This is a genomic window from Novosphingobium kunmingense (assembly GCF_002813245.1).
Taxonomy (GTDB): Bacteria; Pseudomonadota; Alphaproteobacteria; order Sphingomonadales; family Sphingomonadaceae; genus Novosphingobium; species Novosphingobium kunmingense.
On sequence record NZ_PHUF01000004.1, the window covers coordinates 389,689 to 401,712 of the forward strand.

Sequence of the window (12,024 nt, forward strand, 5' to 3'; positions counted from 1 at the left end):
CGTGGACAAGACCAATTCGCGCAACATGATCCTGGCACTGGCGCTGACCGCGCTGCTGCTGTTCGGCTGGGACGCCGGTGTGCGCTACTTCTATCCGCAGGCCAGCAAGCCCGCACCGGCGCCTGTTGCCACAGTGGCCGCGCCAAACGCAGCCGCCCCAGCCCGACCGACGCGCGAAGGCGGGTTGACCAGTGCCGCCGACATCGCGCTCGAAGCGCGCGACCTCAAGACCGCGCTCAACCCCGCCGGGCGCGTGCCGATTGCCGCGCCGGGCCTGTCGGGCTCGATCAACCTGACCGGCGGCGTGGTCGACGACCTCGTCCTCAACCACCATACGGCGACGATCGACCGGGATAGCGGGCCGCAGCGGATCTATTCGCCGGCGGGCACTCCGGCGCAGGAATACGCGCAGTTCGGCTTCCTGGGACAGGGCGTGGGCGCGCCGAACGCGGGCACGGTCTGGGCCGCTCAGCCCGGAGCCAAGCTGACCCCGCAGACCCCGGTCACGCTGACCGCCAGCAACAGCACCGGCCAGACCTATACCCTGACCTACGCCATCGACGCCGACTACATGATCACGGTGAAGCAGACCGCCGCCAACGCCGGCGCGACGCCCGTGGTGCTCAAGCCTTACGCCCTGCTGAGCCGCACCGACAAGACCGCCAGCGTCGACAGCTTCAACGTCCATTCCGGGCCCTTCGGCACCTTCGACGGCAAGGTCAGCTTCGAGCCTGACTACAGCGACGTCGCCGACGTGCAGGTCCAGCCCAACGCCGGCAGGACCGACTGGGTCGGATTTACGGACATCTACTGGATGTCGGTGCTGATTCCCGATGCGGCCGGCGCGGCGAGCGATTTCCGCAGCCTCGGCAACAGCCAGTTCCGCGCTGACCTGGTCTATGGCGATGTCACCGTCGCCCCCGGGCAGCAAGTGACCCGCACCACCCGGCTTTACGCCGGCGCCAAGGAATCGACCGTCCTCGACAAGTACGAGGATGCCGGCGTCACCAATTTCGGCCTGGCGATCGACTGGGGCTGGTTCAGCTGGTTCGCGCGGCCGATTTTCTGGCTGCTGAAGGCGCTGTTCAGCGCGGTCGGCAACTTCGGACTCGCGATCATGCTGCTGACCCTGATCGTCAAGGGCATCATGTTCCCCGTCTCGCAGCGGCAGTTCGCCAGCATGGCGGCGATGAAGGCGATCCAGCCGAAGATGAAGGCCATCCAGGATCGCTACAAGGACGATCGGCCCAAGCAGCAGGAAGAAATCATGAAGCTCTACAAGCAGGAGGGCGTCAACCCGCTTGCCGGGTGCTTGCCGATCTTTCTGCAGATCCCGGTGTTCTTCGCGCTGTACAAGACCCTGATCCTGGCGGTCGAGATGCGACACCAGCCTTTCGTGCTGTGGATCAAGGATCTCTCCGCGCCCGATCCGGCGCACCTCCTGAACCTGTTCGGCCTGCTCGATTTCACGCCGCCATCGTTCCTGGCGATCGGCGTGCTGGCCCTGCTGCTGGGCATCACCATGCACTTCCAGTTCAAGCTGAACCCGGCGCAGCTCGACCCCGTCCAGCAGCAGATGTTCGCCATCATGCCGTGGGTGATGATGTTCATCATGGCCCCCTTCGCGGCCGGCCTCCTGCTTTACTGGATTACCAACAACGTGCTGACCATCGCCCAGCAGGCCTACCTCTATTCGAAGCATCCGCAGATGAAGGCCCAGGCCGACAAGGACGCGGCCGACGCCAAGCGGGTCAAGGCCGCGAAGGCCAAGGCCTGACGCGATGGACGAAGCAGAAGTCCTCGCCGAACAGGCGCGCCGCCTGTTCGCGGGGCGGGTCGAGTTCCTCAAGAGCGCGCCGTCGCTCAAGTTCCTGCCCGATCCGGACTTTCCGGAGCTGGCCTTTGCTGGGCGCTCCAACGTCGGAAAGTCGAGCCTGATCAACGCGGTGACCGGGCGCAAGGCAATCGCCCGCGCCTCGGTGACCCCGGGCCGGACGCAGGAGCTGAACTTCTTCGAGGTGGGCGAGCCGACCAAACTGCGCCTGGTCGACATGCCGGGCTATGGCTTTGCCAAGGCGCCGATCAAGATCGTCGATGCGTGGAAACGGCTGGTGCGCGATTTCCTGCGCGGGCGGGTGGTGCTGAAGCGCACCTTGGTGCTGATCGACAGCCGCCACGGGGTAAAGGACGTCGACCGCGACATGATGAAGATGCTCGACGAGGCAGCCGTCGGCTATCGCCTCGTCCTGACCAAGGCGGACAAGATAAAGGCGAGCGAGCTTGAGGCCGTGCTGGCCGCGACCCAGGCCGAGGCGCGCAAGCATTCTGCTGCCTTCCCGGTGGTCCACGTGACCAGTTCGGAAAAGGGCATGGGCATCGCCGAACTGCGCGCGGCGATCTACGAGGATGCGCTCGGCACGGATTGACCCCTGGCCTAGAGGCCGAGGACGGCCTTGGCCACGATCCCGCGCTGGACCTCGTTCGATCCGCCATAGATCGAGGCGGCCCGGCCGTTGAGGTAGCGTGGTACCGCCATCATCGCGAAGATATCGGTCAGCGGGGCGGCGTTGCTGCCGTGCTGGCGCGCGTCGATCTGGTCGGCGGCGGCATAAGTCCCGGCGACCTCCACCGCCAACTCGTGGATCATCTGTTCGGCTTCGGTCCCCTGCAGCTTGAGGATCGAGGAGCCCGGTCCGGGGCTGCCGCGGCTGGCCATCTGCGACAGGACGACGCCTTCCACCGCCTCGATCGCGGCAACCTGCGCCGTAACCGTTGCCAGCTTGCGCCGGAAGGCGGCGCTGCCCAGCAAGCCCGCAGCGGCGGCAGCGGAGCGCACCTCGTCGAGCGCTGCGAACAGGCCGCTGGCGTAGGCACCTCCGCGTTCGAATTCGAGCAGGTACTTGGCCACGGTCCAGCCCTCGCCCTCCTCGCCAAGCCGGCCCGACTGGGCGACGCGGACGTTGTCGAAGAACACCTGGTTGAAATCATGGTCGCCGGCCATCGAACGGATCGGGCTGACCGTGATCCCGGGCAGCACCATGTCGAGCAGCAGGAACGTGATGCCGGCCTGCCGTGTCGCTTCGCGCGAGGTGCGCACCAGGCAGAACATCTTGTTGGCGAGGTGGGCGTGGGTGGTCCAGATTTTCGATCCGTTGAGCACGTAGTCGCCGCCATCGGCATCGGCGCGCAACTGCAGGGCGGCAAGGTCCGACCCGGCCTGGGGCTCCGAATAGCCCTGGCACCAGTAATCCTCGCCCGCCAGGATGCGCGGCAGGTAGTGCGCCTTCTGTTCGCTTGTACCGTAGCGCATGATACAGGGGGCGACCATGCGCAGCCCCATCGGCGACAGGTTGGGCGCCCCTGCGCGGCGGCATTCGGCGGCAAAGATATGGCGCTGCGCCTCGGTCCAGCCGGTCCCGCCGTATTCGCGCGGCCAGGACGGCGCGGCCCAGCCCTTGGCATGAAGTCTGGCCTGCCAGGCCAGCGCCGGCTCCTTGTCGGTAAAGACGCTGCCGGTCTTGCGCGCCGCGACCTTGAGATCCTCGCTTAGGTTCGCGGCAATCCAGTCGCGCACCTCCGTTCGGAACGCCTCGTCCTCCACACTCGGATCCAGCCGCATGTCTCTCTCCCTTATCTTACGTCGCGAACAGTTGCCCCAGGTCGGCAAAGGCCTTCATCTCTATCGCGTTGCCGCTGGGATCGCGGAAGAACATGGTCGCCTGTTCGCCCGGTTCGCCGCGAAACCGCACATAGGGTTCGATCTCGAAGCGGGTGCCCGCCGCCGTGAGCCGCGCGGCTAGCTCTTCCCAGTCCTTCAGTTCCAGCACGATGCCGAAATGCGGCACGGGTACGCCGTGCCCGTCGACCGGGTTGTTGCCGGCGTCGGCGGCTTCGCTCCCGGTGCAGTGGGCCACGATCTGGTGGCCGTAAAAGTCGAAATCGATCCACGAATCGCTGCTGCGTCCTTCCGGACAGCCCATCACTCCACCCCAGAAAGCGCGCGCCTCGGCCAGATCGCGGACGGGAAAGGCAAGGTGGAACGGGCGTAGCGTCATCTCAGGGAGGATTCCTCTAAGGTTCGGGCCAAGGCTTCCGCATCATGGCCCTGCCCGTCAAGCCATTGGTGTGCCTCTTCGATCTCCTCGGCCAGCGAATCACGCGTCGCGGCCTGCCGCTCCAGCCGGTCCGCGTTGCTGAACGCGACGCCGGGCCGCTTCGAATAGGTCTGGAAGACGGGCCCTGCGATGAGAGCGGCAATCGCAGCGGTATCGACGTCCATCCCGAAATGCAGCGCGGTCGCCAGCAAGGTGCCAAAGGTATCGGCATAGAACGCCTCGGCGTCCAGCGCCCGCGCCGCCGGCATGGCCTTCATCGCCGCGCCGAACCGCGTCATCTGCGCCTGCCACAACGCGGCGGCGCAGGCCGCATCGCTTCGCCCGTCCGCTGGCCCGAGATGGTGGGCAAGCTGCGCCGAGACGCCGCGCAGCCAGTGGCGGTGATTCGCGCTGCGCAGGATCGCGCAAAGGTAATCCTCGAGGCCCAGATAGAGCATGATCGCGGGCGCATCGGGCCGTGCCGCGGCGATGGCATTCAGAACGAAGTTCACCGGCACATTGGCCTTTACCAGCGTCGGGGCGTCCGCATCGTAAGCCTTGCCGAGCATCGCCAGTTCGACCGCCATCAGCGCGTCGTCCACCTCTCGGGCGACACCCAGCTGGCGCAGCGCCAACGGTTCGCGCAGGACAAGGTTCGGACCCAGCGCGTCGAGCGCGTTCGCCAGCAGCGTCGATCCGCAGTGCGCCACGTGGAATATCCAGCCGATGGGGCGCGGGGCCGGTGCCTGACCGACCAGCATGCCGAGCGGCACCCGCATCGCGCCGTTCCCAGCGGGATCGATCCGGTCGTCGAGGAACACCGAGCGGCGATAGGCGTCGCGGTCCATCGGCACGAACACCGCCGCGCCGTCCGCGAACGAGTGCAGGTAGTGGTCGGGGGAAGCGAACAGTTCGGCAAGGGTCAGCGACATGACCGGGCAGGCTATAGCCTGTGCTCGGGGCCTCGGCTATGCGCTTGCCATGGTCCGCGTCGTGCTGCCTCATGCCCCCGATCCGCTGGTCGTCCTTTCGCCGGATGCCAAGGACGCTTGCGGGCTGGAGAGCATCGACACCGACGCGTTGCTCGCGCTCTACAGGGACCATGGCGCGATCCTGCTGCGCGGCTTCGCCTTCGACCTTGCCGCCTTCGGCCGGTTCTGCCGCGCGCTCTGCCCGACCGCCGCGATCAACGAATCGCCCGGACGCGAGGTGCTCGACGGCGATCACGCGATCCAGACTGTCAACACTGGCGCCGATCCCTTCCCGCTCCATCCCGAACTTGCGCGCGAGGCGTGGAAGCCCGACACGGCCTTCTTCGCCTGCCTGTCACCGCCAGGAGCCGGCGGCCAGACGACGATCTGCGACGGCGTCGAACTGGTGCGCCGCCTGCCTTGCACGCTGCGCGATGACCTTGCCGCGCGCCGCCTGCTCCACGTCTTCCCGACCTGGCCGGGCCTGCTCGAGTTCTGGCTTGGCACTGTGCAGCCCGATCCAGCGTTGCTGGACGCGCCGCCGCCCACTTGTCCCTACCGGTTCCGGCGCCTGTCCGACGGCCGGCTGGTGCGGCTGTTCACGCGGCCCTTGCTGCATCGCCCGATGTTCGCAGGCGAACTCGCGTTCGGCAATTTCCTGCTGTTTGCCAGGGACTATGTCGGGCGGCGCGATTTCCCGCTGCTCGACGATGGCAGCGAGGTGCCTGAGGCCTGGGTCGACGCGGTGCGCTCGGCCGCGCAGACAGTCGAGGTCGAAGTGGCCTGGCACCAGGGCGACATCCTGATGCTCGACAACACGCGCTTCATGCATGGTCGCCGGGCGATCCGCGACACCGCCGAACGCCGCATCGCCACCTATTTCGGCTATCTTTCCGGCGCACCGCGCAACCCCGAAGAGCCGCCGCTGCCGCCGTGGCGCGCGGGCGATTTCGCTCCGCCGCTCAATCCTGCGCTCGTCACGCATCGATAGGCCGTTCACACTCGACAACATTTGCCTGAACAGATACCGGAAGGGCCATGAAACTCATCCTCGGCAACAAGAACTATTCGAGCTGGTCGCTGCGCGGCTGGCTGGCGGCCAAGCAATCGGGCCTGCCGTTCGAGGAGATCATGGTTCCGATCTATGGCGACGACTGGGACCAGCGCAAACACGACAACGACGAGATCGCACCCTCTTCCGGCAAGGTACCGGTGCTGTGGGATGGCGATGCCGTGGTCTGGGACAGCCTGGCGATCATCGAATACCTGGCCGACAAGGTCGGTCGCGAACGGTTCTGGCCCAAGGCCGACGATGCCCGCGCCATGGCCCGGTCGATGGTCGCCGAAATGCACAGTTCGTACCTGTCGCTGCGCCGCGAATGCCCGATGAACGTGCGCCGCCGGGTCGAAGGCGCGGAGATCAGTGAGGCGACCAAGGCCGACATCGTGCGCATATTGACCCTGTGGGCCGAGGCGCGCGCCCGCTTCGGCCAAGGCGGACCGTTCCTGTTCGGCACCTTTTGCGCCGCGGACATCATCTATGCTCCCGTCGTCAGCCGCTTCATCAGCTATGGCATCGGGGTGCCCGGCTTTGCGCTCGCCTATATGGAAGCGGTGTGGGAACACGAATGGTTGCAGGCCTGGGTCCGCGCCGCCGAGGCAGAGGACTGGACAATAGAACAGTTCGAGACCGAAACGCGACGCTGAGCCGCCGCTATTTCATCCGCTTTGCCGCATAGGCGGAACCATCCTTGCGGAAGTAGCCCGCCTCGGTGAAGACCATGTCGATGTCCGAATATTCGCCGCCGAGATCCGGCCCAGCGCTGATCGCGACGAAGCTGCAATCGGTGTCGCTCTCGTTGATCAGGTGATGACCGTTGGCGACCCCTTCGGCCCAGGCGCAGACGTCCCCCGGACGCAGGACCGTTCGCCCATCGTCTTCGACCAGGACAGCCTCGCCCGATAGCATGATCAGCAATTCGTCCTCGCCCCGGTGCCAGTGCCGCTGGCTGGACCAGGCGCCGGGTTTCAGGACGACGTGGCTTGCCCCCATCGCCGTCAGCCCTCCCGCAGGGGCCAGCCGGCGCCACAGCCGCCCCTCGACCGCGCGGTCGTAGGGTTCGGGATAGCCGGTGGCGTTGCTCTGGGGGATGGCGTCGATATCGATCCTGGGCATGGGGCGCTCCGGCTTGCAGGGTGACTGCATAGCCCATATGCGGGACATTGACATGACCAGCCCCGCCGCTCCTCCACCGGTTTTGCCGCTCGCCGAAGCGCTGATCGCCTGCCCCAGCGTCACCCCGGCTGCGGGCCTGGTGTTCGACTGCCTCGAAGGCCAGCTTGCCCCGCTGGGCTTTGCGGTCCACCGCTTTACGGCGGGCGAGGCGCCGGACGGGCCGGTCGAGAACCTGTTTGCGATCCGCCCCGGCCCCGACGGCAGCCGCCATTTCGCCTTCGCCGGCCACGTCGACGTGGTGCCGCCGGGCGATGGCTGGGCCAGCGCGCCCTTTGCACCCGAGGTGCGGGGCGATCTGCTCTATGGCCGCGGTGCGGTCGACATGAAGGGATCGATCGCGGCAATGGTCGCCGCTGCCGCCGCCGTACCGCCGGACGCCGGCACGATGAGCTTCGTCATCACCGGGGACGAGGAAGGCCCGGCCCGCTTCGGCACGGTCGCGCTGATCGACCATATGCGCGAAGCGGGCGCAATCCCCGACCTGTGCCTGGTGGGCGAGCCGACCAGCGTCAACCGCCTGGGCGACATGATGAAGGTCGGACGGCGCGGCTCGGTCAACATCTGGCTCGAGGTCGAGGGCAAGGAAGGCCACGTCGCCTATCCGCACCTGGCCGACAACCCTATCACGCGGCTGGTACACATGCTGGCCGAGTTGAAGGCCATGCCGCTGGACAGCGGAAACGCCTGGTTCCAGCCGTCGAACCTCGAGATTACCGACCTTGCCGTCGGCAATCCGGCCACCAACGTAATCCCGAGCCGCGCCACCGCGCGCCTCTCGATCCGCTTCAACGACGAGCACACCGGCCAGGCCCTGGCCGACCGCGTGATCGCGATTGCCGAAAGGCACGGCGGCAGCGCGCGCCCGGTCATCTCGGGCGAGGCGTTCATCACCCCGCCCGGCGCTTTCAGCGATTTGATCGCGGCGGCAGTCGAAGCGGAAACCGGCCTGGTGCCCGAAGCCAGCACGACCGGCGGGACCAGCGACGCGCGGTTCCTCAAGAACCTGTGTCCGGTGATCGAGTTCGGCCTGACGAACGCGACCATGCACAAGCGCGACGAGGCGGTGGCCATCGCCGATCTCGACGCGCTGGCACGGATTTATGCCCGGATTGCGACCGCCGCCCTGGCTGGCTGATTGACCGCGCCGTGACAGGCGTTACCATCGCCTGCAATATTGTTACAACGACAGGGACGCAGCACCATGGCTGAACGGCGATCGATCTTTGGCTGGCTGCTTCATGTGCTGAGCGTTCACCTGACGCGCTGCATCATGATCGGGCTGGTCCTGGGCATCGTGGTCGGCTGGATGGTCAACGCGGGGCTGCTGGCCGGGATTGCCAGCACCGAAACCTGGGCGCGCAGCTTTCAGGTGCTGTCGACGATCTTCCTCAACCTGATCAAGATGCTGGTCGCCCCGCTTGTGCTGGCGACGATCATTTCGGGTCTGGCCCACATGGGCGACAGCGCGGCGGTGGGCCGGATCGGGTTCCGCGCGATCGTGTGGTTCATCATCGCCAGCTTCATCTCGATCAGTCTCGGCCTGTTGATGGTCAACCTGTTCCAGCCCGGCTTCGGCGTCGATCTCAGCGCGCCGACGAAGGCCGTGGGCGAGGTCAAGAAGCTCGACATGTTCGAGTTCATCGAACACGTCTTTCCCAAGAACATCATCACTGCGATGGGCGAAAACAATGTCCTGCAGGTGCTGGTCTTCGCGCTGTTCGCCGGGATCGGCCTCACCGCCATCGGCGAAAAGGGCAAGCCGCTGGTCAAGGCCGCGGAATCGCTGGCCGAACTGATGCTGCAGGTCACCGGCTACGTGATGCGGTTCGCCCCCTTCGCGGTGTTCGGCGCGCTGGCCAAGGTGGTTTCCGAAAACGGCCTCGGCATCCTGCTCGTCTATGCCGAACTGCTGACCGAGTTCTATCTCTCGCTGGGTCTGCTGTGGGCGCTGCTGCTGGGCATCGGCTTCGTCTTCCTGGGCACCCGCATCCTCATGCTGGTGCGCTATGTGCGCGAACCGGTGCTGATCGCCTTCTCGACCGCAAGCAGCGAGGCGGCCATGCCCAAGCTGTTCGAGCAGCTCGACCGCTTCGGCGTGCCGCGCCGCGTTTCGGGCCTGATGCTGCCGCTCGGCTACAGCTTCAACCTTGACGGGTCGATGATGTACGCCAGCTTCGCGACGATCTTCATCGCGCAGGCCTACAACGTCGTGCCCGACATCGGCACGCAGATCCTGATCCTCTTGACGCTGATGATCAGCTCCAAGGGCATCGCCGCGGTGCCGCGCGCCAGTCTGGTCGTCATTGCCGCGACGCTCGCGATGTTCAACCTGCCGGTCGAAGGGATTGCCCTGGTGCTGGCGATCGACCAGTTCCTCGACATGGGCCGCACCGCCACGAACGTGTTGGGCAACTCGGTTGCAACCGCGGTGATTACCAAGTGGGAAGGCATGCTGCAGCCCCCGCTCGATCCCGATTTCGACCCGGATATCGCGCCATCGCAGGGGTCTGCCCACGGTCGGTCGGGCCTCAACCTCGATCCCGACAACTTCGACAAGGGTGCCGGCTAGGCGCGCTTGCTTTTCGGCGCGGCGGTCTTGGGCTTGAAGGCGCAGAGGTCCGCGACCGGGCAGCGCCAGCATTCGGGCGTGCGCGCCTTGCAGATGTAGCGGCCGTGCAGGATCAACCAGTGGTGGGCGCCGACGCGGAACGGCGCGGGCACCTTCTTCTCAAGCTGCCTTTCGACCGCCAGCGGGGACTTCCCCTTAGCCAGGCCCGTACGGTTGCCGACGCGGAATATGTGGGTGTCGACCGCGAAGGTCTCGGCCCCGAAGGCGCAGTTCATCACCACGTTGGCGGTCTTGCGCCCCACGCCGGGCAGCGCGGTCAACGCGTCGCGATCCTGCGGTACATCGCCGCCATGGTCGCGCACGAGAATTTCGGACAGGGCGATGACGTTCTTGGCCTTGCCGTTGAACAGCCCGATCGTCTTGATGTGCTCCTTGAGCCCTTCCTCGCCAAGGGCGACCATCTGCGCGGGCGTCGTCACTGTCTTGAACAGCTCGCGGGTCGCCTTGTTGACGCCGACGTCGGTCGATTGGGCCGACAGCACCACCGCCACCAGAAGCTGGTAGGTGTTGCCGAAGGCCAGTTCGGTTTCGGGTGACGGGTTGTCTTCGGCAAGGCGGCGGAAGAACTCGAACACCTCAGCCTTGGTCATTCGCCCTTGCCCCGCCGTTTGCGGTGGTTCTGCATCGCCTCGGAAAAGGCCGCGGCCATGATCCCGGTGGGCATGGCGACAAGTCCGACGCCGGCCAGGGCGATGACCGAGGCCATCATCTTGCCGAGCGGCGTTATCGGCGACACATCGCCATAGCCGACCGTGGTCAGGGTGATCACCGCCCACCACAGCGCGCGCGGTATCGATCCGAACTTGTCGGGCTGGACGTGCCCTTCGGCCAGATAGAGCGCCGTCGCGCCGAACAGGACCAGGAACGAGGCAAGGGCAATCGTGACGTAGAGTTCGAAGCGGCGTTCGTTGATCGCGCTCAGCACCTCGTTGAAAGCGCTCGAAAAGCGCCCCATCCGCGCGATCATCATCAGCCGCAGCAGCCGGATCAGGCGCAGCACCGCCACTTCGGGGATGAACATCGGCAGAAAGGTCACGATCAGCACGACCAATTCAATGAGGCCGAGGCCGGATTTCAGGAATGCCCAGCGCTTTTCCCAGTCGGTTCCAGGCCCAGGCGCTTCGGGCGCGGTCCAGATGCGAGCCGCGTATTCGACCAGGAAACATAGGCCGAACAGGATCTCGACCAGGCGAAACTCGTGCTCGAAGCGTTTGTGCAGTTCCGGCTCGGTCGCCAGGATCGAACTGAGCACGGCAAGGATGATGACCGTCGCCAGCGCCCAGTTTGCCCCCGTCAGCCTGCCACCCCCCTTGGCGTCGCCAGTCAGTTGCAGCCAGACCCGGTTGCGCAAGGGCAGCCTCACAGGTCGAGCACCTCGGCCATGGTATAGCGGCCCGCGGACCTGCCGCTCAGCCACTGCGCCGCGCGCACCGCGCCGCGAGCGAAGATCGAACGGTTCTCGGCGAGGTGCGACAGGGTGACGCGCTCGCTTTCGCCCAGGAACAGCACCGAATGATCCCCCGCGACGCTGCCTCCGCGCAGCGCGGCAAAGCCGATGGCGCCGCGCGCGCGGGCGCCGGTGATGCCGTCGCGGCCGCGCTCGCTATGAGCGGAAAGGTCGATCTGACGCCCTTCGGCCGCCGCCTGGCCAAGTAGCAGCGCAGTGCCCGAGGGCGCGTCGACCTTCATCCGGTGATGGCTTTCGACGATCTCGATGTCCCAGTCCTCACCCAGCCGGCTCGCCGCCTCGCGCACCAGGTGCGCCAGCAGCGTGACGCCGAGCGAGGTGTTGCCGGTCTGCAGCACGGCGATGCGATCGGCGGCGTTGTCGCACAGGTAGTGGTGGCGTTCTTCCAGCCCCGTAGTGCCGACGACGATCGGCACCCCGGCCGCCGCGGCCGCGTCGAGATTCGCCTCGAGGGCATGGGGGCTGGAAAAATCGACCAGCACGTCGCTGCGCTGCGCCAGCGCGGCCACGTCATCGCCCTTGTCGGCTCCGCCGGCCAGTGCTTCGCCGGCATCCGCAATCGCATCGACCAGGGCCTGGCCCATGCGTCCCGCGCTGCCGACGATACCGATTCTGACCATTGCCTA

Annotated in this window: 13 protein-coding genes; 6 read left to right on the plus strand and 7 right to left on the minus strand. The window is 66.4% G+C overall.

The features are described from left to right. The first annotated feature begins 1 nt into the window (after position 1). Both yidC and yihA read left to right on the plus strand, forming a co-directional pair. A complete protein-coding gene (gene yidC, locus B0I00_RS11305) occupies positions 2-1,777 on the plus strand; it encodes a membrane protein insertase YidC (protein ID WP_269800240.1) in 1,776 nt (591 codons plus the stop codon). 4 nt (positions 1,778-1,781) lie between these two features. Further along, complete coding sequence (gene yihA / locus B0I00_RS11310) at positions 1,782-2,426, plus strand: ribosome biogenesis GTP-binding protein YihA/YsxC (RefSeq protein ID WP_100867486.1); 645 nt, start codon at positions 1,782-1,784, stop codon at positions 2,424-2,426. Positions 2,427-2,434: 8 nt separating this feature from the next. On the opposite strand, the gene B0I00_RS11315 is transcribed toward yihA, so the two are convergent. Genes B0I00_RS11315 through B0I00_RS11325 form a run of 3 tightly spaced genes read right to left on the minus strand, consistent with a single transcriptional unit; the run spans position 2,435 to position 5,026 of the window. Next, positions 2,435-3,619, minus strand: coding sequence for an acyl-CoA dehydrogenase family protein (locus B0I00_RS11315; RefSeq protein ID WP_100867487.1), 1,185 nt, complete (start codon positions 3,617-3,619; stop codon positions 2,435-2,437). Between the two features lie 16 nt (positions 3,620-3,635). Beyond that, positions 3,636-4,055, minus strand: coding sequence for a VOC family protein (locus tag B0I00_RS11320; RefSeq protein ID WP_100867488.1), 420 nt, complete (start codon positions 4,053-4,055; stop codon positions 3,636-3,638). Beyond that, positions 4,052-5,026: a hypothetical protein gene (locus B0I00_RS11325; protein ID WP_100867489.1), complete on the minus strand. Its 975-nt coding sequence runs from the start codon at positions 5,024-5,026 to the stop codon at positions 4,052-4,054. The genes B0I00_RS11320 and B0I00_RS11325 overlap by 4 nt, the downstream gene beginning before the upstream one ends. Here B0I00_RS11325 and B0I00_RS11330 point away from each other — a divergent pair. After that, positions 5,025-6,056, plus strand: coding sequence for a TauD/TfdA family dioxygenase (locus B0I00_RS11330; RefSeq protein ID WP_100867490.1), 1,032 nt, complete (start codon positions 5,025-5,027; stop codon positions 6,054-6,056). The genes B0I00_RS11325 and B0I00_RS11330 overlap by 2 nt on opposite strands. Positions 6,057-6,103: 47 nt before the next feature. After that, positions 6,104-6,772 (plus strand): glutathione S-transferase family protein, encoded by a 669-nt coding sequence (locus B0I00_RS11335; RefSeq protein WP_100867491.1) that lies wholly within the window; start codon positions 6,104-6,106, stop codon positions 6,770-6,772. Between the two features lie 7 nt (positions 6,773-6,779). On the opposite strand, the gene B0I00_RS11340 is transcribed toward B0I00_RS11335, so the two are convergent. Then, positions 6,780-7,241, minus strand: a complete 462-nt coding sequence (locus B0I00_RS11340) for a cupin domain-containing protein (protein WP_100867492.1) — start codon at positions 7,239-7,241, stop codon at positions 6,780-6,782. Between the two features lie 52 nt (positions 7,242-7,293). Between B0I00_RS11340 and dapE the strand changes: the two genes are divergently transcribed. Continuing rightward, on the plus strand, positions 7,294-8,436 hold the full coding sequence (gene dapE / locus B0I00_RS11345; RefSeq protein ID WP_100867771.1) for a succinyl-diaminopimelate desuccinylase: 1,143 nt from the start codon (positions 7,294-7,296) through the stop codon (positions 8,434-8,436). A 66-nt stretch (positions 8,437-8,502) separates the two neighbouring features. Then, a complete protein-coding gene (locus B0I00_RS11350; RefSeq protein ID WP_408635234.1) occupies positions 8,503-9,870 on the plus strand; it encodes a dicarboxylate/amino acid:cation symporter in 1,368 nt (455 codons plus the stop codon). Here the strand turns inward: B0I00_RS11350 and nth are convergent. The 3 genes from nth to dapB are packed head-to-tail and all read right to left on the minus strand — an operon-like array spanning position 9,867 to position 12,018. Beyond that, positions 9,867-10,520 (minus strand): endonuclease III, encoded by a 654-nt coding sequence (gene nth, locus B0I00_RS11355; protein ID WP_100867493.1) that lies wholly within the window; start codon positions 10,518-10,520, stop codon positions 9,867-9,869. The genes B0I00_RS11350 and nth overlap by 4 nt on opposite strands. Further along, the gene (locus tag B0I00_RS11360; RefSeq protein WP_157812548.1) at positions 10,517-11,293 is read right to left on the minus strand and encodes a potassium channel family protein; all 777 of its coding nucleotides are present in this window, start codon (positions 11,291-11,293) and stop codon (positions 10,517-10,519) included. Before B0I00_RS11360 ends, nth begins: the two co-directional genes overlap by 4 nt. Continuing rightward, a complete protein-coding gene (dapB, locus tag B0I00_RS11365) occupies positions 11,290-12,018 on the minus strand; it encodes a 4-hydroxy-tetrahydrodipicolinate reductase (protein ID WP_100867495.1) in 729 nt (242 codons plus the stop codon). Before dapB ends, B0I00_RS11360 begins: the two co-directional genes overlap by 4 nt. Between the last annotated feature and the right edge of the window lie 6 nt (positions 12,019-12,024).